Annotated in this window: 19 protein-coding genes; 15 read left to right on the top strand and 4 right to left on the bottom strand. The window is 35.5% G+C overall.

Going from position 1 to position 21,864, the window contains the following annotated elements; genetic code table 11:
• The first annotated feature begins 22 nt into the window (after positions 1 to 22).
• From Q0A18_RS07505 to Q0A18_RS07450, 12 genes are all read left to right on the top strand, one after another.
• Entirely contained in the window at positions 23 to 1,261 is a 1,239-nt protein-coding gene (locus Q0A18_RS07505; RefSeq protein ID WP_292009529.1) for a glycoside hydrolase family 27 protein, read from the top strand.
• 23 nt (positions 1,262 to 1,284) lie between these two features.
• Positions 1,285 to 2,424 carry a glycosyl hydrolase gene (locus Q0A18_RS07500; protein ID WP_292009528.1) on the top strand — a complete coding sequence of 380 codons (1,140 nt, stop codon included), beginning with the start codon at positions 1,285 to 1,287 and terminating at the stop codon, positions 2,422 to 2,424.
• A 48-nt stretch (positions 2,425 to 2,472) separates the two neighbouring features.
• A complete protein-coding gene (locus Q0A18_RS07495; protein ID WP_292009527.1) occupies positions 2,473 to 4,464 on the top strand; it encodes a cellulase family glycosylhydrolase in 1,992 nt (663 codons plus the stop codon).
• Positions 4,461 to 5,837: a sialate O-acetylesterase gene (locus Q0A18_RS07490; RefSeq protein ID WP_292009526.1), complete on the top strand. Its 1,377-nt coding sequence runs from the start codon at positions 4,461 to 4,463 to the stop codon at positions 5,835 to 5,837. The genes Q0A18_RS07495 and Q0A18_RS07490 overlap by 4 nt, the downstream gene beginning before the upstream one ends.
• 58 nt (positions 5,838 to 5,895) lie before the next feature.
• On the top strand, positions 5,896 to 8,172 hold the full coding sequence (gene bglX, locus Q0A18_RS07485) for a beta-glucosidase BglX (protein WP_292009525.1): 2,277 nt from the start codon (positions 5,896 to 5,898) through the stop codon (positions 8,170 to 8,172).
• Between the two features lie 131 nt (positions 8,173 to 8,303).
• Positions 8,304 to 9,548, top strand: coding sequence for an ornithine--oxo-acid transaminase (gene rocD / locus Q0A18_RS07480; RefSeq protein ID WP_292009524.1), 1,245 nt, complete (start codon positions 8,304 to 8,306; stop codon positions 9,546 to 9,548).
• A 6-nt stretch (positions 9,549 to 9,554) separates the two neighbouring features.
• On the top strand, positions 9,555 to 10,337 hold the full coding sequence (locus Q0A18_RS07475; protein ID WP_292009523.1) for a glycosyltransferase family 2 protein: 783 nt from the start codon (positions 9,555 to 9,557) through the stop codon (positions 10,335 to 10,337).
• Positions 10,334 to 11,101: a polysaccharide deacetylase family protein gene (locus tag Q0A18_RS07470; RefSeq protein ID WP_292009522.1), complete on the top strand. Its 768-nt coding sequence runs from the start codon at positions 10,334 to 10,336 to the stop codon at positions 11,099 to 11,101. Before Q0A18_RS07475 ends, Q0A18_RS07470 begins: the two co-directional genes overlap by 4 nt.
• A 45-nt stretch (positions 11,102 to 11,146) precedes the next feature.
• The gene (locus Q0A18_RS07465; RefSeq protein WP_292009535.1) at positions 11,147 to 11,896 is read left to right on the top strand and encodes a glycosyltransferase family 2 protein; all 750 of its coding nucleotides are present in this window, start codon (positions 11,147 to 11,149) and stop codon (positions 11,894 to 11,896) included.
• Positions 11,897 to 12,871, top strand: a complete 975-nt coding sequence (locus Q0A18_RS07460) for a hypothetical protein (protein ID WP_292009521.1) — start codon at positions 11,897 to 11,899, stop codon at positions 12,869 to 12,871. It abuts the gene before it with no gap.
• A 3-nt stretch (positions 12,872 to 12,874) separates the two neighbouring features.
• On the top strand, positions 12,875 to 13,810 hold the full coding sequence (locus Q0A18_RS07455) for a glycosyltransferase family 2 protein (protein WP_292009520.1): 936 nt from the start codon (positions 12,875 to 12,877) through the stop codon (positions 13,808 to 13,810).
• Between the two features lie 8 nt (positions 13,811 to 13,818).
• The gene (locus Q0A18_RS07450) at positions 13,819 to 15,117 is read left to right on the top strand and encodes a glycosyltransferase (RefSeq protein WP_292009519.1); all 1,299 of its coding nucleotides are present in this window, start codon (positions 13,819 to 13,821) and stop codon (positions 15,115 to 15,117) included.
• Here the strand turns inward: Q0A18_RS07450 and Q0A18_RS07445 are convergent.
• From Q0A18_RS07445 to Q0A18_RS07435, 3 genes are all read right to left on the bottom strand, one after another.
• Complete coding sequence (locus Q0A18_RS07445) at positions 15,114 to 15,755, bottom strand: glycosyltransferase (protein ID WP_292009518.1); 642 nt, start codon at positions 15,753 to 15,755, stop codon at positions 15,114 to 15,116. The two genes, Q0A18_RS07450 and Q0A18_RS07445, sit on opposite strands and share 4 nt — an antisense overlap.
• Positions 15,755 to 16,915 carry a glycosyltransferase gene (locus Q0A18_RS07440; protein ID WP_292009517.1) on the bottom strand — a complete coding sequence of 387 codons (1,161 nt, stop codon included), beginning with the start codon at positions 16,913 to 16,915 and terminating at the stop codon, positions 15,755 to 15,757. Before Q0A18_RS07440 ends, Q0A18_RS07445 begins: the two co-directional genes overlap by 1 nt.
• A 162-nt stretch (positions 16,916 to 17,077) precedes the next feature.
• Positions 17,078 to 17,422, bottom strand: a complete 345-nt coding sequence (locus tag Q0A18_RS07435; protein WP_292009516.1) for a phosphomannose isomerase type II C-terminal cupin domain — start codon at positions 17,420 to 17,422, stop codon at positions 17,078 to 17,080.
• Positions 17,423 to 17,545: 123 nt separating this feature from the next.
• Between Q0A18_RS07435 and gltX the strand changes: the two genes are divergently transcribed.
• Both gltX and Q0A18_RS07425 read left to right on the top strand, forming a co-directional pair.
• Positions 17,546 to 19,051 (top strand): glutamate--tRNA ligase, encoded by a 1,506-nt coding sequence (gltX, locus tag Q0A18_RS07430; protein ID WP_292009515.1) that lies wholly within the window; start codon positions 17,546 to 17,548, stop codon positions 19,049 to 19,051.
• Positions 19,052 to 19,098: 47 nt separating this feature from the next.
• On the top strand, positions 19,099 to 20,055 hold the full coding sequence (locus Q0A18_RS07425) for an acetyl-CoA carboxylase carboxyltransferase subunit alpha (RefSeq protein WP_292009514.1): 957 nt from the start codon (positions 19,099 to 19,101) through the stop codon (positions 20,053 to 20,055).
• 55 nt (positions 20,056 to 20,110) lie between these two features.
• Here the strand turns inward: Q0A18_RS07425 and Q0A18_RS07420 are convergent, their stop codons facing one another.
• Complete coding sequence (locus tag Q0A18_RS07420; RefSeq protein WP_292009513.1) at positions 20,111 to 20,806, bottom strand: DUF6759 domain-containing protein; 696 nt, start codon at positions 20,804 to 20,806, stop codon at positions 20,111 to 20,113.
• 144 nt (positions 20,807 to 20,950) lie between these two features.
• Here Q0A18_RS07420 and tsf point away from each other — a divergent pair, with 144 nt between their 5' ends.
• Positions 20,951 to 21,775, top strand: coding sequence for a translation elongation factor Ts (gene tsf / locus Q0A18_RS07415; RefSeq protein WP_292009512.1), 825 nt, complete (start codon positions 20,951 to 20,953; stop codon positions 21,773 to 21,775).
• Positions 21,776 to 21,864 lie beyond the last annotated feature (89 nt).

The raw sequence follows: 21,864 nt of genomic DNA, 5'->3' as shown, positions 1-21,864 counted from the left end.
AACACCCTTTTAAAGTATACCCATGAAAAAACTAATTTCTGCAATCTTATTATCCATGAGTTTCACTGCCTTTTCACAGGGCAATAATTACGCACAGGATTACACAAAATATAATGGACTTGCTATGACTCCTCCTATGGGTTGGAATTCCTGGAATAAATTTGCATGCAATGTCAATGAAAGCCTCATCAAAGAAATGGCAGATGCTATGATTTCTTCAGGGATGAAGGATGCAGGATATACCTATATTAATATTGATGACTGCTGGCATGGGGATCGCGATGAAAAAGGATTTATCCATCCTGATCCCAAACGTTTTCCTTCAGGAATGAAAGCTCTTGCTGACTACATTCATTCTAAAGGATTGAAAATAGGAATTTATTCAGATGCGGGCTCAATGACCTGTGGGGGAAGGCCCGGCAGCCGCGGATACGAATTCCAGGATGCTTTAACCTATGCAGAATGGGGAATTGATTATGTAAAATATGACTGGTGCAATACAGAAGGTTTAAAGGCTGAAGGAGCCTATAAAACATTCACAGCTGCGCTGAAAAAAGCCGGTCGTCCCATCATCCTAAGTATCTGTGAATGGGGAGACAACCAGCCTTGGGAATGGGGAGAAAGCGTAGGACATCTGTGGAGAACAACAGGAGATATTTATAATTGTTTTGACTGTGTTAAGGATCACGGAACCTGGAAAGCTTTTGGAACCATGCAAATTCTGGACATGCAGGAAGGTTTAAGAAAATATGCAGGCCCCGGACACTGGAATGATCCGGACATGCTTGAGGTAGGAAACGGAGCTTTAGCACCTAATGAAGACAGAGCGCATTTCTCCATGTGGGCTATGCTTGCCGCTCCTCTCATCGCAGGAAATGACTTGAAAAATATGGACGAAGAAACCAAAAAGGTTTTAACGAATAAAAATGTTATTGCCATCAACCAGGATAAGCTCGGAGTACAGGCTCTCAAATATAAAGATGAAGGAGAATTTGAAATCTTTTTCAAACCATTGGAAAATGGTGACTGGGCTGTTGCATTCTTAAACAGGGATAAGACACCCAAGGATTTTAGTTTTGATTGGAAAGCCCATACTTTTACAGACGATGAAGTTTCCAAAAAGAAATTTGACACCAACAATCAGAATTACAAAATGGTAGATTTATGGACCGGTAAAAACTTAGGAACTACATCAAAGCCTTTAACAGCAACAATTCCTTCAAAAGATATTCTTCTGTTAAGATTAGTAAAAACCCAATAATCAGTTGAACCTAAAATCCAGTAATGATCAATCTATCTTATTACAAAAATCTTTTAACTGCAACTTCATTATTCTTTGCGGCTGCATTTCATGCCCAATTCAAATTGTCGGATGAAAAGGCAACACCGGAAACAGTCAAGCTTTATGATAATCTTTCCAAAGCTCAGCAAAAAGGATATTTCATAGGGCATCAGGATGATCCGGCTTATGGAGTATACTGGAAATACCAGGAAGGAAGAAGTGATGTAAAAGATATCGTAGGAGATTATCCAGCCGTGTATGGCTGGGAACTGGGTGATCTGGAACTAGGAAAAGAAGTCAATCTGGACGGGGTTCCTTTTGAGAAAATGAAACAATATATCAGAGAAGGATATGAACGTGGAGGCATTATCACCATAAGCTGGCATACTAACAACCCTATCACCGGAAAAAACGCATGGGATTCTTCCAATACATCCATCAAAAGTATACTCCCCGGAGGTAAAGATCATGAAACTTTCATTGGATACTTAGATAAAGTAGCCGTTTTTCTTTCGGACCTTAAAGGTAAAAACGGAGAAGATATTCCGGTCATCTGGAGACCTTTCCATGAACATACCGGAAGCTGGTTCTGGTGGGGAGCAAAATCTGCTTCCAATGAAGAATATAAAGAACTGTTCAGATTTTCAGCAGACTATCTCAGAATAAAAAAAGGACTTCACCATCTCATACTCAGCTATAATACCAGCACCGAATTTTCTACTTCCGAAGGCTTACTGTCAAGATATCCCGGTGATGAATACGTAGATATGGTTTCTTTTGATGCCTACCAAAGAGGACCTGTAGAAAACGGTAAAAAATTTGCATCTCAACTGGATTCCTGGATTTCAGTGATGAATACAGCTGCCAGACAACATTCAAAAATATCTGCTATCGGCGAAATCGGATATAACCAGATTCCTGACAGACAATGGTTCTCTAATATATTATTACCTGTATTGAACAAACATAAATTCTCCTATGTTTTATTCTGGAGAAATGCAGGCTTTAAACCGGAAAATAATGAAGTAGAATATTACCTTCCTTTTAGAGGACATTCTTCGGAGAAGGACTTTATTAAATTCTATCAGGATAAAAAAACATTATTTCAGAAAGAAGCTTCAAAGTTGAAATTGTATAAATAATATTAAAAACTTAGTTATACTTTTATTTTAAATTTAAAGAGACTTACCATGAAAATTTCAAGACTTATATTCATCTTCCTTTTCTGCCTGTTATCGTTTGTCAATGCTCAAAATCCGGTAAAAGAAATAGGAAACCTTCAGGTGATAGGAACTCAGCTTTCAGACCAGAAAGGAAAACCTGTTCGCTTAATCGGAACCAGTTTTGGATGGAGCAACTGGCATTCCAGATTTTATACAGCCGGGGCAGTAAAATGGCTGAAAAATGACTGGAATGTCAATGTGGTAAGAGCTGCTATGGGTGTTGAGCCGGATGGCGCCTATCTTCAAAAGCCTCAGGAGAATATTAAAAGTGTAGAAACGGTAGTGAATGCCGCCATAAAAGAAGGTATTTACGTTATCATCGACTGGCACAGCCACAATATCCGAACGAAGGAAGCCAAAGATTTTTTTGATACCATGTCCCGTAAATACGGGAAGTCTCCGAATGTCATTTATGAGATATTCAATGAGCCGGAAAAGCAGTCCTGGGAAGAGATAAAAAAATATTCAGAAGAAATCATTCGGGTGATCAGAAAAAACGATCCCGACAATATCATTTTGGTAGGCAATCCTGAATGGGACCAAAGAATTGATCTTGTTCAGAAAGATCCGATAAAGGGAGTAAAAAATATCATGTACACCATGCATTTTTATGCGGCCACCCATAAAAGCGAATTAAGAGAACGAGTGGACGCTGCAATTCATGCAGGAATTCCTGTTTTCATTTCAGAATCGGCAGGAATGGAAGCTACCGGTGATGGAAAGTTCGATGATGAAGAATGGTTCCGATATTTCGAATGGATGAACAAACATCAGCTGAGCTGGATCACATGGTCGGTTTCCGACAAAAAAGAAACCTGTTCCATGCTTTTGAAAACGGCTTCTTCAGAAGGAGAGTGGAAACTGCCTGATCTGAATGAATCGGGAATTAAAACCCGTGAATATCTTCGTCAGTTTGATCAGCAGGGAAATTATCTTCAGAAGTTTTTCTGGAACGGAAGAGTATTGCAGTCTTTCTTTAACAGAGGAAAACTGATAGGTCCCGGCTCTTCTGTAGAATTTCAGTTCAAAGGAAGCTCCGTAAGCTTTAATCTTAAAAACATTCCTTACCAAGGGTATTATAATTATGTTTCCATTGAATTGGACGGGAAATATCTCGGACGCTTTAAAGTAGATAATAACGAATTCAAGAAATTCACCTATCAGGTAACTGATCCATCCAAAACCATTCATATCCTGAAATTATATAAAGCTACCGAAGCCGGAATGGGTGAAGTGGAATTTGACGGAAGCGGAATTAATGCTTCTCCATCCCAATTAGCTTCCTCTAAAAAAATAGAATTCATAGGAGACTCCATTACCTGTGGTTTTGGAAATGATGAATCCGGGCTTCCTTGTGGCCAGGGACAATGGTTTGATCAGCACAATGCTTATTTTGCCTATGGCCCTGTTCTTTCCAGAATGCTGGGTACGGATTTTCTTCTGAGCTCGGTGTCAGGCTATGGGATGTACAGAAACTGGAACTCGGAAAGGCAAGAAGAGACCATTCTTCCTGATGTGTATGATTATTTGTATTTAAGAACTTCCCAACCGGAAAAATTCGGAGATGAGTATCAGCCTGACTTGGTAAGCATCTGTCTTGGAACCAACGACCTGTCCGATGGCGACGGTAAAAAGAAACGGCTCCCTTTTAATAAGGTAAAATTCGTGGAGAATTACATTAAATTTATTCAGAACGTCTACAGGAAATATCCGAATACAAGAATTGTCCTGCTGAACAGTCCTATGGTATCAGGTGAGAAGAATACCCAATTCGTAGAGTACCTGCAAGCTGTAAAAGACGCTTTTAAAAATGACAGGAAGCACGCTCCCATAGAGATCTTCGAATTCAAGGAAATAAAACCTACAGGCTGTGGCCATCATCCAAGTATCAAAGATGATCAGAAAATGGCTGATGAATTATATCCTTTCTTTAAAAAACTATTGAACATCCAACCATGAAAATCTACACTTTTTTAAGTCTGCTTATAGGATCCTTGATGTGGGCCAATATCAATTTACCTGCTATTTTCACCGATAATATGGTTTTGCAGCGTAATTCCGAAGTTGTGATCTGGGGAAATGCAATACCCAAAGAAGAAATTACTCTAAAAGCTGATTTTCTGGATAAAGAATACAAAGTAGTTACCGGAAATGATGCCATATTCAAAATTATTATTCCTGTGGGAAAAGCCGGCGGGCCTTATACCATTAGTTTAAAAGGCTATAATGAAGTAAGTTTAAAAAATGTGATGTCAGGTGAGGTATGGCTGGTATCCGGTCAATCCAATATGGAAATGAGTGCCGCTTGGGGTATTAAAGATGGAGATGCAGAAGTTGCAAAAGCCCATCATCCGAATATCCGCTTCTTTTCCGTTCCTAAATTATCCTCTGTATTCCTTCAGAATAATCTTTTTGGTGAATGGCAAACATGTACTCCGGAAACCATGAAGAACTTCAGTGCTATCGGATATTTCTTCGCAGAAAAGCTTCAGCAGGAACTTAATGATGTTCCGGTTGGGATCATCTCTGCTGCCTGGGGTGGATCTCCCGCAGAATTATGGACTCCGGGATATGTATTTAAAGAAAAACCTCAACTCTTTGAAAATTATAAAAATCTTTCTGCTTCGGATTATTATCCATCCCAACTTTCCGGTGCATATAATGCCATGATCTACCCGATCAATTCATTTAAAATAAAAGGTGTTCTGTGGTATCAGGGAGAAACCAATACGGGTAATCCTGATGGATATTCTGTCCTGCTTTCTTCTATGATCTCCGCATGGAGAAACGACAGAGGCTATAATTTTCCGTTTTACCTCATCCAGATTGCTCCCTACACAGGATGGGGTGATACTACAGTGAGAATTAAAAATGTCCAGAGAATTGTTTCGGAAGAAGTACCCAATTCCGGATTGGTCATCACATCCGATCTTGATGTAGTGGACGACATCCATCCCAAAAATAAAAAACCGGTCGGTATCAGGATGGCCAATTTAATCTTAAAAAATATTTATCACTCTCATAATAATCTGGTAGAAAGCCCAAGATTCAAGTCTGTAGACTTCAAAGGAAATAAAACAATTCTTCATTTTGATTATGCGGAAGGACTGCATTTTAAGAACAAAGAATCTCAATTATTTGAAATAGCCGGTACAGATGGTAAGTTTTCCAAGGCAAAAGCGACTATTAAAGGAACTGATATCATCCTTGAATCTAAAACTGTGCGACACCCTGCTCTAGTAAGATATGCATGGAGAAACACTGCTATTCCCGATCTGTTTAACCGGGCTGATCTTCCTGCTTCAAGTTTTACCACTGAGAATGAAAAATAAATCTTAATTTTATATTATCTTAATTTGAGACAATAAATATAATTTAAAGTAATCCATAATGAATTTCAAACGTATACTTTTTATATCAGCCATGAATATCTTTACCGTAACCCACGTGAATGCCCAGCAAAAGCTCAATCCGGAAATCGAAAAGAATATCGATGCTCTTATGTCCAAAATGACACTAGAGGAGAAAGTCGGCCAGATGAACCAGTACAACGGCTTCTGGGACGTTACCGGACCTGCACCTGTTGGCGGAACAGCAGAACAGAAATATGAAAATATTAAAAAAGGGCTGGTGGGATCAATGCTTACCGTACGTGGAGTGAAAGAAGTGAGGGCTGTACAGAAAATGGCCGTGGAACAAACCCGATTAGGAATTCCCTTAATTATAGGCTTTGATGTAATCCACGGATATAAAACTTTAAGCCCAATCCCTCTAGCAGAAGCAGCCAGCTGGGATTTGAAAGCTATTGAAAAATCTGCCGAAGTAGCTGCTTCAGAAGCTGCGGCATCCGGTATCAACTGGACATTCGGGCCTATGATGGATATTTCAAGAGATGCAAGATGGGGACGTGTAATGGAAGGAGCTGGCGAAGATCCATTTTTAGGAGGAAAAATTGCTGCAGCACGGGTAAAAGGTTTTCAGGGAGACAATTCTTTCAGCTCTCCGTTAAGAATTGCAGCTACCGCTAAACATTTTGCTGCTTATGGTTTTATAGAATCAGGACTGGAATACAATTCTGCAGAAATAGGGAGCAATACTCTATACAACCAGGTACTTCCCCCTTTCAAAGATGCTGTAGATGCAGGGATAAGAAGTGTCATGAACTCATTCAATACAATTAATGGAGTTCCTGCAACTGCTGACCAACATTTATTAAGAGATATCTTAAAGCAAAAATGGGCGTTTTCAGGATTTGTCATCTCCGACTGGGCTTCTATCCGGGAAATGATTCCGTGGGGGTATTCAAAAGATGAAAATGCAGCTGCTAAAGCTGCTGTAGAAGCCGGTACAGATATGGATATGGAAAGCGGAATTTACGTTCCTTATCTGGCAGACCTTGTAAAACAGGGAAAAGTAGATGAATCATACATCAATGATGCATGCCGCAGAATCTTAAGAGTTAAATTCGAGCTAGGTTTATTTGATAATCCATACCGTTTCCTCGATGAGAAAAGAGAAAAAGAAATAATAGGAAGCAAAGCAAATCAGGATGCAGTCCTTGATATGGCGAAAAAATCAATTGTTCTTCTAAAAAATGAAAAAAAACTCCTCCCTTTAAAAAAATCAGGACAGAAAATTTTATTATTAGGTTCTTTGGCTGAAAGTAAAAATTCACCCTTAGGCAGCTGGAGAATTGCCTCTGATAATAATACCGCCATTTCCGTTCTTGAAGGTATGAAACAATATAAAGGCAATGATTTCACATATGTAAAAGGAATCAACACCACTACAGAAGAGCCGACTTTCTTAACAGAAGTACAGTATAACACAACAGACAGAACCGGATTTGAAGAAGCAAAGAAAGCAGCTAAAAGCGCAGACGTTGTTGTAATGGTTTTGGGAGAACATGGTTTCAGTTCAGGAGAAGCAAGAAGCAGAACCAATCTGGATCTCCCGGGATTACAGGAAGAATTTATGAAAGAGATTTATAAAATCAATCCCAATATCGTTTTGGTGCTTAATAACGGAAGACCATTAACGATCAACTGGGCCAGTGAAAACATCCCCGCAATTGTAGAGGCATGGCAACTTGGAACTCAAGCTGGAAATGCAGTTGCTCAGGTATTGTATGGAGATTACAATCCAAGCGGAAAACTCCCGATGACCTTTCCAAGAAACGTAGGTCAGATTCCTATCTATTATAATCACATGAACACGGGAAGACCTTTTGATAAAGATAAGAATGTATTCTGGACTCATTATTCGGATTCGGAGAAAACCCCACTTTATCCTTTTGGATATGGTTTAAGCTATACCACATTTGAGTACTCTGAGCCTAAAATCAGTAAAAAGGAATTTAAAAAGGGAGAAACGGTTCCGGTAAGTATTACCATCAAAAATACTGGTCAATACGAAGGAAAAGAGGTAGCACAGCTTTATATTCATGATGAATTCGCTTCAGTGGCAAGGCCTGTTAAAGAATTAAAAGGTTTCGAACTGGTTGCTTTAAAGCCGGGAGAATCAAAAACCGTTCAGTTTAATATAACAGACAAAGAATTAGGGTTTTATGACCATTCAGGAAAATTTATAGTAGAGCCCGGAACATTCAAAATAATGATTGGTGGAAATTCAGAAGAAGTAAAAGAAGTTTCATTTGAAATAAAATAATATGTTTTAATAATTTATCATTTAAATAATTAAAATTAAAAAAATGCCTCAGAAATCAATTGGTTTTCTGAGGTATTTCCATTTTAAGACCTTATCATATGAAATTATTAACTTTGCAAAAAATAAAATATATGTCAACAGCAGAAACAACAAAAAATGCTCAATATTATATTGATCTTGAAGAGAAACATGGTGCTCATAACTATCATCCGCTTCCTGTAGTTTTGGATCGTGGAGAAGGTGTATTTGTTTGGGATGTGGAAGGAAAAAGGTATTATGACTTCCTTTCAGCTTATTCTGCTGTTAATCAGGGACACTCCCACCCTAAGATTGTTGAAGCGCTTACTCAGCAGGCTCAGAAATTAGCTTTAACCTCAAGAGCTTTTTACAATTCTAATCTGGGAGAGTATGAACAAAAAATAACTTCCCTTTTCAAATTTGACAAGGTATTACCTATGAACTCCGGGGCAGAAGCTGTAGAAACAGCTGTAAAACTGGCAAGAAAATGGAGCTATGAAGTAAAAGGAATCAGTGAAAATGCGGCTAAGATTATTGTTTGTGAAAATAATTTCCACGGAAGAACCACTACTATTGTGTCTTTTTCCAATGACCCTGATGCTAATAACAATTATGGTCCGTTTACACCGGGATTCATTAAAATACCTTACAATGATCTCAATACTCTGGAAGAAGTACTGGAAAGAGAAGCTCAGAATATTGCTGCATTTTTAGTGGAACCTATCCAGGGAGAAGCAGGTGTATATGTTCCAGATGAAGGATTCTTAAAAAAATCATCTGAATTATGTAAAAAACATAACGTTCTATTCATTGCTGATGAGGTACAAACCGGAATTGCCAGAACCGGAAAATTAATTGCCTGTTATCATGAAAATGTACAACCTGACATTTTAATTTTAGGGAAAGCATTATCAGGAGGAATGTATCCTGTTTCTGCAGTGCTGGCTGACAATGTTATTATGAATGTTATTAAACCGGGACAGCATGGCTCTACATTTGGTGGAAACCCTTTAGCCTGTGCAGTGGCTGTTGCTGCTTTAGATGTTGTGGCTGAAGAAAAACTCTCGGAAAGAGCTGAAGAACTTGGCAAAATCTTCAGAGCTGAAATAGAAAAAATTATAGAGAAAACTGACCTCATTACGAAAGTGAGAGGAAAAGGTTTATTGAATGCTATTTTAATCAATGATACTCCTGAAAGCTCTACAGCTTGGAATCTTTGCTTAAAACTGAAGGAAAACGGATTACTGGCAAAGCCTACACATGGTAATATTATCAGACTGGCTCCACCGTTAGTAATTACTGAAGAACAATTATTAGATTGTACACAAATTATAGAAAAAACTATTTTGGAATTTTAAACACAAATGACACTTTCCCTCGTCGTCATTACTTACAATGAAGAAGAGAATATTGTAAGAATTTTAGACGAACTTAAAAACACAGTTGATGAAATTATAATTGTTGACAGCTTTTCAACAGACAGAACAAAAGAAATATGTACTCAATACCCACAAGTGAAATTTTTTGAAAAGAAATTTAAAGGGTATGGTGAACAGAAAAATTATGCATTAAGTCTTTGTACTCAGGATTGGGTTCTATTTTTAGACGCAGATGAAATACCAGATAGGGAATTGCAAAATTCCATCCATAAGGTTATTTCATCGGAAACACCTGAGTTCAATGTATATAAAGCTCAATTTAACAACCACCTCGGCATCCATCTTATCAAGTATGGAGGCTGGGGCAATGTTTGCCGTGAAAGGTTATTCAGGAGAGGCACTGCCCGGTATTCTGATGATAAAGTACATGAATATCTTATTACTGATGAAAAAGCAGATATTTTAAAAGGCAAACTTGACCATTACACCTATAAAAGCATTCATCACCATATTATCAAAATCAATAAATATTCTGATATGATGGCTGAGAAAATGTTTGATAGAGGTAAGAAGATCAACCGCTTTAAAATTATTGTGAGCCCGGCTTTTGAATTTATTAAAGTTTTCTTTTTTAAACGGGGATTCCTAGATGGCTTTCCCGGGTTTTATATTGCAAAAACTATGGCATACTATACCTTTCTGAAGTATATCAAGCTCTATGAAAAGATAAGATTGATCGAGATTGAAAAAAAATACGGTAAAATATGATAACCTCTTTTTCCATTACATTTGTGGTGATCGTTTTTATTGTCATTTATTTTCGTCTCTATCTTTATCTGTTTCCTAAAAACAGACTTACTATTTTAATGTATCATCAAATCGATATAAAAAGTGATGACGATCTTACTGTAAGCCTGGAAAATCTTGAAAAACAGTTTGAATATCTGAGGCGAAGGAAATACCATCCCAAATTTTTCAGGGATATTGACACTCGCCATAACAACAGTATTATCATAACTTTTGATGATGGATACAAGAATAATTATGATTATCTGCCTTACCTTTTGGAAAAATTCAACCTAAAGGCCACCATATTCATTCCCACAAAATTTATTCAGGAAGGATATAAAGATTATGAAATGATGAGCTTCGAAGAAATCAGGAGTCTGGATAAAAGATGTTTTGAGATCGCTTTACACAGCCATTCCCATAAAAGCTTCAGAGATTCTACAACAAATTTTATAAAAGCTGATCTACAGGAAAATATGAAAATTTTAAAGGATCATCAAATAGAATTTTCTAAAGTATTGGCCTATCCCTATGGAAAATACCCTAAAAAGAAAACAGAAAAAGAAAAACTTTTTTTAAATCTAAAAAACAGCGGAATACTATTTGCTGTAAGAATCGGAAATAAAATTAACTATTTTCCAACAAAAAACTCTTATGAACTACAAAGAATAGACATAAAAGGCACTGATACACTTATAAAATTCAAATTAAAACTTATCTTTGGAAAATTAAAATTATTCTAAAAAATTATTTAATAATTTAAATCCTCCAAATTTAGATCAGTTGTGATGAATATAAGTGGACTTATCATAACATATAATGAAGAAAAAAACATACAGGAAGTTATCCGGTGCTTTGATTTTTGTAATGAAATTATCATCGTAGACTCATACAGTACAGATGACACCTTGAAAATAGCTCAAATGCATCCCAACGTAAGAATTATCCAAAATAAATTCGAAGATTTCACACAGCAGAGGAATCTGGCTCTGGATAATGCCCAAAATGACTGGGTTTTATTTCTAGATGGAGATGAAAGGATTACTCCTCAGCTTCGGAGTGAGATTATTTCTGAGCTTGGCAATCCGGATAAAAAGGACGCCTATTATTTTTACAGAAAATTCTTTTTTGCGGGTAAACCAATTCATTTTTCCGGTACACAATCCGATAAGAATTTCAGACTTTTCAGGAAATCAAAAGCAAGATATGTTACTGAGAAAAAAGTTCACGAAACATTATATGTAAATGGTAGTATTGGGGTCTTAAAAAATAAACTGCTGCATTTCTCCGTTTCAGATTATGAATCTTATAAGAAAAAAATGATTCATTACGGAATATTGAAAGGTCAGGAGCTTGCTTATAAAGGCAAGAGTTTTAGCATTTTAACACAATATCTCAAAACTATCTTCAGATTTTTCAAAGCCTATATTCTCAGATTAGGTATTTTAGACGGTAAAGAAGGGTATCAACTTTGCTATTTACAATCCCTTAGTGTATTTGAGACCTATGAATCTTTAAAAAGAGAGAGAAAACAATAAATGAAAATCTGTGTAATTAGTTATGATTTTTGGGATTACGATAAGCATATTGTTGAAGCATTATGTCGTAAAGGTATTGATGCCCATCACATACGGATCAGCAAAATCTCTCATTCTAATTTCAATGAAAGAGCTGTTAATGCTCTAAGTAAAACTTTTCTTAAAAAAAATCTCAAAAAAGAAAAAAGACAAAAATATGTGTTGGACTCTCTGCAAAAGCTGGGTTATCAGGATCAGATCCTTGTGCTGAATCCGGATACTTTTGATCTGTCTACGTTAGAAAATATAAAAAAGTATACCGACAGACTTATCACTTACCTCTATGACAGTCTTGAAAGAGTCCCTGTGGAGGATAAGCTGCATATTTTTGACAAGATCTTCTCTTTTGATAAAGTAGATGTAGAAAAACATGGTTTTGGAAAACTCACCAACTATATTTACCTACCCTACACTCCGGCTGCTCTTCAAACTCCTAAAATGGATCTCTTCTATATCACTTCATATGATAATAAAAGACTCTCATTTATAAGAATGTTGGTAAAAAAATTAATGAGTCTGGATTTAAAATTCCAGATCATGATCATTGGAAAAAAAACATGGAAACATAAGTTAAAAAATGTTTTTATCAATCTACCTGAAAATTTATTTCTTGTCTTTCGTATGAAGAAAGTAAGCCATGAGGAATTACCTGATCATTACAAGGGGGCAAAAGCTCTACTGGATCTGAGAAGAGAAGGACAATACGGATTAAGTTTCAGAGCCTTCGAAGCAATGGCTCTGGAAAAGAAAATTGTAACGGATAATGAAAGTATCAAAACCTATGATTTTTATAATCCGAATAATATTCTGGTTTTAGATCATTCATGTGGTGATCTGGATAAATCATTTTTTGAAAAGCCATATGAGAAAATCCCTGAAGATATTTACTATAAATACACAGTGGATAATTGGGTAAAGAAAGTATTTGATATCTAAGCAATGATGAAAACTTCTGTAGCAATGTGCACTTTTAATGGGGAACGCTTTTTAAAAAAGCAGCTGGACTCCATTCTCTCGCAAACCATTCCTATTGATGAAATTATCATATGTGATGATTCTTCTACAGATGGAACCCAGAAAATACTTTCAGAATATCAGATACAATTCCCTCACCTTTTTAAAGTATATATTAATGATGATACTTTAAAAAGTGTCAAAAATTTTGAAAAGGCCATTTCTCTTTGTACCAATGATATTATTTTTCTCTCCGACCAAGATGATCTTTGGCTTCCTTCCAAAGTGGAAAGTTTTTTTAAAATCTTCCAAAAATCTACTGAAATAGATGTAATAGCATCATCTGCTTATATCATTGACGAGAACGAAAATAGAATTAACAAAAATACCATATGGGATATTTTCTCTTTTTTTAAAGCAAGGAACATACAATACAAATATTTTGAAATTTTCAATCTTATCGGGAATACTGCTACGGGTGCCAATATGGCCTTCAGAAAATCCATAATAAACGAAATTATTCCTTTTCCCGATCAACACTATCACCATGATGAATGGATTGCATTGGTCTCATCTCTTAAAAACAGATTTTATTTCCTTGATGAAAAAACCGGATCCTATCGCATTCATGATCTACAACAGATAGGAGGTGTCTTTTTTGACAATAAAAAAAATGAAAAGTCCAGATTAATACAAAGATTTAACCCTTACAATCCGGATGATTCTTTAAGACTATTAAAAAGGAGGTTTTCTATTTTAAAAAAGGAAAAAAATAAGATCCTTTCTATAAAAAACTACCATAACAATCATACCTTTGCAGAAATGCTGCAATCGATTGAAGATTATGAAGTCTATTTAAAGACCCATCTTAAGCAAACACGGCCAATAGCATATCAAATATTCAAGTTATTATATTTTTAAAATCATTTATGGGGCATAACACTAATTTTGGAGTTAATATTTCCGGATATATCAATAAACAATTTGGGCTGGGTGAAGGTGTACGCTCAAATATAAGGGCTATAAAAACAACAGATATTCCCTATGTGATTAATGATTTTAATATTACTATTTCAAAACATGTAAAGGATGAAACACAGAATGCCCTGACAGTTTCTAAAGATAATCCATACAATATCAACCTTGTACAGATCAATATTGATCGTTTACATGCGGTAATGCAGGAAACTGATAAATCTTATTTTCAAAATAAATACAATATTGCATTTTGGGCATGGGAACTGGAGAATTTCCCCGAAGAATCAAAAGTATTCTTTAGCCTGTTTAATGAGATATGGGTTCCAAGTAATTTCTGTACGGAAGCCATTTCAAAAGTATCACCGGTTCCTGTCATTAAGATGATGCATTCCATAGAGTTGGAGGCTCCTTCCTACACAAGAAGCGAGTTTAATCTTCCGGAAGATCGATTTATCTTCATGACCATGTTCGATTATTACAGTTCCATAAGCCGGAAAAACCCACTGGCAACCATTGATGCTTATGAAATGGCTTTTGGAAAGAATAATCCTGAAGTACTGCTTGTCATCAAAACTTCAATTGCCAAGGAATTTCCGGAAGAAAAAAAATCCCTTATGGAAAGAGTGGGAGATAATAAAAGTATTATTATTATTGAAGAAATATTGGATCGGGACAGATTATACAGTCTTATGAACTGCTGCAATTGTTTTGTTTCCCTTCACCGCTCGGAAGGATTCGGATTAACTATGGCCGAAGCGATGTACCTTGGCAAACCTGTTATTGCTACCGCTTATTCTGCCAATACTGAGTTCATGAATATCAATAATTCTTTCCTTGTAAAATATGATCTGATTAAAACAGGAAATCAATACTACTTCAGTACAGAAAAGGATGTATGGGCAGACGCAGATATCGACCATGCTTCCCAACAAATGAAACTTGTCTATTCTAATAAAAACTTAGCTTCCGATATCGCTCAAAAAGGACAGAATGATATTAAGAAGTTTCTCTCTCCAAAAATTATGGGAGAAAAAATAAAGTATCGGCTTGAGCTTATTAATAAAGAAATTATTCCCAATCTATCTCAGAACACATCCAATGAAGAGTCGCTCTTACAATTTGAAATTAAACTTTTAGAGGAAAAATTAGCTAAAATAAGAAGTTTAAAACCCGTTCAGTGGAAAATTAAGTTCAAAAACTTCCAAAACAAATTAACAGGAAAAAACAGAAAATACTTCTGGGAAGATTAGCCCAGTGTATCATAAAATTCATTCTGTTTCTTCTGTTTTTCAAAATTCTTTATATGAATTAGGCTCATTTTATAGTCTTTCGGTATTTCAGTAAAGTTTTTATTTCCGTATAAAACTTCGTGCACTTTATTTTTCCAGAATATTTTTTTATTATTCTTGATAATTCTTGCCTGATAATCGGGAAAATTAATATATCCTTTTTCATCAATATTCCAGTTCATTTCCTGAATATATTCCTCTGTAATACCCTCAACAATATTAATTCTCGGAACAAAAAAGCATTCTACACTTTTCTCTTTTCTCAAATAAGGCTTGAGATTTTTGATTAGGTATTCATCCGGATATTCATCTGCATCAATCTGGAACAGGTATCTTGACTTGGAATGATTAATGAGATTATTTTTAAATGTAGCAAAATCTCCATTAAGTTTCGCTTCTATAACTCTAATATTTGGCTGATAGCTTCTCAACAAATCCCCTACCTGCTGATCAGGATTGGTAACATCCCTTAACACAAGAATCTCATCATTTTTATCAATTAAAGGGATCAAAACATCCAGAAGAATTTTCAGCTCTTTATACTCATTACATACTGTAATGCCATAAGTAACGGTAACAGGTCTTAAAAAATTCAGCATTATTTTCTTTGTATTAATTGGGATTCGTAGGATCTGTCCTTCAGGATTTCAATTTTCAGATTATTAATTTTCAGCTCATTAGACTTATTAAAAAGATTCTGAAAAAAGTTTTTCTTTATATGTTTCTTTTCTTCTATAATATCAGCAAGATTTCTAAAAACGCTTAAATTCTTATCCGATAGTTTTTTAGCATCAAACTTTAGTATAATATCATCCTGAAATTCGCCATGTCTTGATCTAAACTTTTCTTTCAGATCAATTAAAGTATTAGGCTGTTCATTATGAAGATAGGTCTCAGGATTATAGTCAGCATAGATATGGTCTACATAGATTTCTAAAGCCTTCACTGCTTTATCATCTGAATTTTCCAGTATTAATCCGTATTTGAGCTTTTTCTTTACTTTGGACTGATTATTAAATCCCCATTTTCTAGTAAAGTTTCTTAAGGAATTCTCTTCTATTTTTTGAGTTTTGTTCTGATATTCTTCAGAGAATCTTGACGTTTTACTCACAAAATGATAGACTACAGCATTGGGACAAACAAATGTTTTTTCTCCAGCCATCCTCAGTCTCAATATAAGATCATCATCTTCACAGAACATAGGATTAAAAAGAGGGTCCAGTCCATTTATTCTGGTTAAAATCTCTTTTTTTGCTGCAAGAAAGAAACTAACATCATTTGTATATTCTCCATCTAATCGGGTTTGTTTTTTTTCAAATTCAAAAAAATCGTCAAATCTGAATGTTTCAAAATCGCTGCCAAAATCCTGTATTTCTTTCCAAAGTCTCTTATCAGAGGTAAAAATAGGAGGCTCTATTACTTTGTAATACACTAAATTATTTTCAGGAAGCACTTTTTCCAGTTCGGACAGAAAGTTTTTACCAATTACCATATCATTATGCAAGAAACACACATAATTTTTAGTAGCAATTTCCACCGCTTTATTATACGTATCTGAAAGGGTTTTACCTATGGAATCATAGAAGAAAACAACATTATCATCATTCAATGACTCAAGCCATGCGTTTGTCCCATCAGAACTCCCATAGCTCACCAAAACGATTTCCGTATCCGGATAATTTTTTCTTATTGCCTCGTAACAGCTTTTAGAATATTCAAGATTATTCTTTAATCCTATCAAAAGAGAGATATCATTCATTTTAAAGCATCTTTAAGCTATTTCCTCATCATTATTAATATTGAAACTTTCACTCTCCCTACATTTTTTAATGTCTATCATATCAGGGCGACTATTCGTAAATATAATACATTTGGAGAGATTAACAAAAAAGGCAAAACAAATTGTTTTGCCTTTTTTTAATTATTTTCTGTCATATTCATCCTCAATCCTCACAATATCATCTTCTCCAAAATAAGTTCCTGTCTGAACCTCAATAAAAACAACCGGTTTGTCTGATAGATTCATCATGCGGTGCCTAGCTCCTAAAGGAATAAAAATACTTTCACCATATCCCAGTTTAATTTCTTTATCATCCAGAACAATAGTAGCATCTCCTTCAATAATCGTCCACTGTTCCTGTCTTTTATGATGATACTGGTAGGATAATTTCCCCCCAGGATCTACTTCAAGTCTCTTTAATTTGTAATGAGGTTCATCCGCTAATACGAAGTATCTACCCCAAGGTCTTTCACCTATTTCTAACATATTTTGATAGATTTATAGTTTTTAATTACTTTATACAAAAATAGAAATAAAGACTAAAAAACAAATAATAAAACCTCAGTAAAAAAATAAATTATAAGTAAATTTGCAATAAATTTTTTATAAATGTCGAAAGTAAGAGTACGTTTTGCTCCAAGCCCCACAGGGCCTTTACATTTGGGAGGCGTAAGAACTGCATTATATGATTATCTCTTTGCAAAAAACCAGGGAGGTGATTTTGTATTAAGAATTGAAGATACCGATACCGCAAGATATGTGGAAGGTGCTGAAGAATATATAGAAGAAGCTTTGGAATGGTGCGGGATCATACCGGATGAAAGCCCAAAAAAGGGAGGGAAATTTGCCCCTTACAGACAATCGGAAAGGAGGGATATTTATGATCAATATACTGAGCAAATTCTAAAAACAGATTATGCCTATCTGGCCTTTGATACGCCGGAAGAACTGGATGCCATCCGTACTGAATTTGAAGCAAGAGGTGACGTTTTCTCTTATGACAACCAAACCAGAAACCAGCTGAAAAACAGTCTTTCTCTTTCTGAAGAGGAAGTTCAGAAGTTATTGTCTGAAAAAGTACCGTATGTAGTAAGATTCAAAATGCCGGTAGACAGGACTCTGAATCTTGAAGATATTATTCGTGGAAAATTTTCCGTCAATACCAATACTTTAGATGATAAAGTACTGGTAAAAAATGACGGTATGCCAACCTATCATTTTGCCAATATTGTAGATGACCATGAAATGGAAATCACTCATGTAATTCGGGGTGAAGAATGGCTGCCTTCTTTAGGACTGCATACTTTATTATATGAGGCGATGGGTTGGGAAGCTCCTCAATTCGCTCACCTTTCTTTAATTTTAAAACCGGAAGGAAAAGGAAAATTAAGCAAAAGAGATGGGGATAAATTCGGCTTCCCTGTATTTCCATTAGATTTTAAAGATCCGGAAACAGGAAACATTTCTCAGGGATACAGAGAAAATGGTTATTTGCCGGATGCTTTTATCAATATGGTGGCTTTATTAGGCTGGTCACCTGCTGATGATAAAGAAATCTTATCATTAGAAGAAATGGCAAAAGAATTTGATCTCCATAAAGTACATAAAGCCGGAGCAAGATTCAGTAAAGAAAAAGCAGAATGGTTTAATCACCAGTATATTCAGATGAAATCTGATGAAGAACTGGCAGATCTTCTTAAAAGCTCGGATCTCAAGTTAAATATCACTGATGAAAAATTATTGAAGATTATTCATCTGATGAAGGAAAGAGCTACTTTTCCTAAAGATATTTATGAAAATGGAAAATTTTTCTTCGAAGCACCTGTTTCTTATGATGAAAAAGCATCTAAAAAAGCATGGAATGATGAAACTTCAGCTGTTCTAAAAGATTTAGCAACGCAGCTGGAAGCTACAGATTTTAATGCTGAAATATTAAAAAACACAATCCATGATTTCGCAGAAAACAAGGGTCTTGGAATGGGAAAAGTTATGATGCCGCTTAGATTATCGCTGGTCGGAGAACTTAAAGGACCCGATGTTCCAGACATTCTGGAAATCCTGGGAAAAGAAGAAAGCATCGTAAGAATACATAATGCTATAAATAATTTTCAATAGAATTTCATTATTTTTCATAAATTTGAAAGATTTAATTTACTTCAAGAATGGAATATTTAAGTTTCGAACTTCCTATAAAAGAACTGATGGATCAATACCAAACGTGTTCATTGGTAGGAGAAGAAAGTGGTGTTGATGTAAAATTAGCATGCAGCCAAATTGAGGATAAGATCATAGAAAAGAAAAAAGAGATCTATGGTAATCTTACCCCTTGGCAAAGAGTACAACTTTCCCGTCATCCCGACCGTCCTTATACTTTGGATTACATCAAAGGAATGGTAGACAAAGGAAGCTTTTTAGAGCTTCATGGTGACAGAAATTTTGCTGATGATCCCGCTATGATTGGCGGACTGGCAACTCTTGATGGTCAGAAAGTAATGATCATAGGAACTCAAAAAGGGAGAACAACAAAAGAAAGACAACACAGAAGATTTGGGATGCCAAATCCTGAAGGATACAGAAAAGCATTAAGACTGATGAAGCTGGCTGAGAAGTTTCACATTCCTATTATTACTTTAGTAGATACACCGGGAGCTTATCCCGGACTGGAAGCTGAAGAAAGAGGACAAGGTGAAGCTATCGCCAGAAATATCTTCGAAATGGTACAGCTGAAAACGCCTATATTTACCTATATCATTGGTGAAGGGGCCAGCGGTGGAGCGCTAGGAATAGGTGTAGGAAATAAAGTATATATGTTAGAAAATACATGGTATACTGTAATTGCACCGGAAAGCTGTTCATCAATTCTGTGGAGAAACTGGGATCATAAGGAAGATGCTGCCAACGCGCTAAACCTTACACCTAAAGATGCTTTAAGAGAAAAGTTTATTGACGGAATCATTGAAGAGCCTCTTGGAGGTGCTCATTATGAGCCGGAAGCTGCTTTCTTAAACTTAAAGACTTCAATATTGCAGAATATCAAAGCTTTTTCAAAGTTTACAGGACAGGAACTTGAAACTCAAAGACAGGAAAAATTCATTGCCATGGGGCAATTCAAAGGATAAAAAAAAGGTAAGAAAAATTTTTCTTACCTTTTTTTATTTCTTATTATTTTCATATCTATTCTGCCATATTAAGCTGAATCTCAATATCCTTATTAATCTTTTTCAATGAGGAATATTTCGCATCACAAACCATCGTAGTAAGGACATACTCCCCTTTATCAATCAGAATAAAGTTTTCTCCTTTTGCTGGCACGCTAAGATTATAATACTTTTTTCCACTTATTTTAACAATCAAATTACAGTTGGATTTATTCTTAATATTTACATATGCTTCCTTGAGTCCTGCATCATTGCTGAAAAGATGTGTCAATAGTGATGCTGTCTTCTTCGATTCTTCACTAGGCTCAGATTTTTTAGCACTCACTCCTGCATAGCTCACCTTTCTTTCGGAAGCTTTATTTGCTACTACAGTTTTAGATATGCTGGAAGACGTATTTAATTCGTTATTCTGAGTGATTTTAGCCAGTTTATCCTTACTCATCGGCTTTATAGACGGCTTTGCTTCTGGAGAATTATCAGCCATAATGATTTCCATGAGTTTTCTTTTAAAGTGATCATTTTTAGCATGACCGGGATTCTGTTTTAAAAAACCTGCAATTACCCTGGCTTCTTTAGTGTTTTCAGCATCCTCTTCCGTGTAGATAATTACGGTTTCCTTCTCTGTAACTGTCTTAGTTTTAGCTTTTTTCTTTTTTTGAGAAAATCCAAGAGAGAATAAACAAAGAAACAGCAAAAGAAATATTCTTTTCATTAACAAAAGTTTTAAAAAATTATTAATTTAAGCTAATAACGCAAAAAGTCATTTTTTAGTTTATCATTAAAATCATTATCTTTGCACTGCTTAAAAATAAACTAAGAAATCAATCTTAATTTTAATAAAAAAATAACAGATATTATGTATACACCAGCTGCTGCAGACGTAGCAAAATTGAGAAACACAACAGGTGCAGGTATGATGGACTGCAAAAAGGCTTTAGTTGAAGCAGAAGGAGACTTCGAAAAAGCGATAGAAATCCTTAGAAAAAAAGGACAAAAAGTTGCTGCCAACAGAGCTGACAGAGAATCTACTGAAGGAGCAGTTATCGCTAGAGTAAATGAAGACAATACTTTAGGAGCTATTATCTCTTTAAATTGTGAAACTGACTTCGTTGCTAAAAACGAAGCTTTCGTAGAACTTGCCTATGAATTAGCTGAAATGGCTATTACTGCGGGTTCTAAAGAAGAGCTTTTAGCTACTGATTTCCACGGAATCACTGTTGCTGAAAAGCTTGTTGAGCAAACAGGTGTTATTGGTGAAAAAATTGAAATCGGTGCTTTCGAAAGAATTGAAGGGCCATTCTTGGGAGCTTATATCCACGCTGGAAACAAAATCGCTTCTATCACGGCTCTTTCTGCAAAAGTAGATGGTGCTGAAGAAGCTGCTAAAGCTGTTTCTATGCAGGTAGCTGCAATGAACCCAATCGCTTTGGACGAAACTCAGGTATCTCAGGAAACTATCGATAAAGAATTAGAAATCGAAAGAGACATTCTTACTAAAGAAGGTAAGCCTGCCAATATCATCGATAATATCCTAAAAGGAAAAATGCAAAAGTTCTACAAAGAGAATACTTTAGTACACCAGGCATTTATCAAAGACGGAGGTCAGTCTGTTGCTGATTATGTAAAATCTGTAAATGCTGATTTAAAAGTTACAGGATTCGTAAGAGTAAGTTTAACTTAATTCTTACTATTAATCAATAAAAAAGATCCCGGAGATTATTCTTCGGGATCTTTTTTATTAGCTTATGATTCAAAAATTCAATCACAATT

The sequence above is a fragment of the Chryseobacterium sp. genome (assembly GCF_022712095.1).
GTDB lineage: Bacteria > Bacteroidota > Bacteroidia > Flavobacteriales > Weeksellaceae > Chryseobacterium.
Note: the sequence above shows the minus strand (reverse complement) of the source record. Positions and strands in the feature narration are given on the sequence as shown.

Coding starts and splice junctions, on each gene's coding strand:
- Q0A18_RS07435 (WP_292009516.1), bottom strand. CDS start 17,422: ATGTTAGAAATAGGTGAAAGACCTTGGGGTAGATACTTCGTATTAGCG.
- Q0A18_RS07425 (WP_292009514.1), top strand. CDS start 19,099: ATGGAATATTTAAGTTTCGAACTTCCTATAAAAGAACTGATGGATCAA.
- Q0A18_RS07465 (WP_292009535.1), top strand. CDS start 11,147: ATGAATATAAGTGGACTTATCATAACATATAATGAAGAAAAAAACATA.
- Q0A18_RS07475 (WP_292009523.1), top strand. CDS start 9,555: ATGACACTTTCCCTCGTCGTCATTACTTACAATGAAGAAGAGAATATT.
- gltX (WP_292009515.1), top strand. CDS start 17,546: ATGTCGAAAGTAAGAGTACGTTTTGCTCCAAGCCCCACAGGGCCTTTA.
- Q0A18_RS07495 (WP_292009527.1), top strand. CDS start 2,473: ATGAAAATTTCAAGACTTATATTCATCTTCCTTTTCTGCCTGTTATCG.
- tsf (WP_292009512.1), top strand. CDS start 20,951: ATGTATACACCAGCTGCTGCAGACGTAGCAAAATTGAGAAACACAACA.
- Q0A18_RS07500 (WP_292009528.1), top strand. CDS start 1,285: ATGATCAATCTATCTTATTACAAAAATCTTTTAACTGCAACTTCATTA.
- Q0A18_RS07450 (WP_292009519.1), top strand. CDS start 13,819: ATGGGGCATAACACTAATTTTGGAGTTAATATTTCCGGATATATCAAT.
- Q0A18_RS07490 (WP_292009526.1), top strand. CDS start 4,461: ATGAAAATCTACACTTTTTTAAGTCTGCTTATAGGATCCTTGATGTGG.
- Q0A18_RS07460 (WP_292009521.1), top strand. CDS start 11,897: ATGAAAATCTGTGTAATTAGTTATGATTTTTGGGATTACGATAAGCAT.
- Q0A18_RS07470 (WP_292009522.1), top strand. CDS start 10,334: ATGATAACCTCTTTTTCCATTACATTTGTGGTGATCGTTTTTATTGTC.
- Q0A18_RS07420 (WP_292009513.1), bottom strand. CDS start 20,806: ATGAAAAGAATATTTCTTTTGCTGTTTCTTTGTTTATTCTCTCTTGGA.
- Q0A18_RS07455 (WP_292009520.1), top strand. CDS start 12,875: ATGATGAAAACTTCTGTAGCAATGTGCACTTTTAATGGGGAACGCTTT.
- Q0A18_RS07445 (WP_292009518.1), bottom strand. CDS start 15,755: ATGCTGAATTTTTTAAGACCTGTTACCGTTACTTATGGCATTACAGTA.
- rocD (WP_292009524.1), top strand. CDS start 8,304: ATGTCAACAGCAGAAACAACAAAAAATGCTCAATATTATATTGATCTT.
- bglX (WP_292009525.1), top strand. CDS start 5,896: ATGAATTTCAAACGTATACTTTTTATATCAGCCATGAATATCTTTACC.
- Q0A18_RS07440 (WP_292009517.1), bottom strand. CDS start 16,915: ATGAATGATATCTCTCTTTTGATAGGATTAAAGAATAATCTTGAATAT.
- Q0A18_RS07505 (WP_292009529.1), top strand. CDS start 23: ATGAAAAAACTAATTTCTGCAATCTTATTATCCATGAGTTTCACTGCC.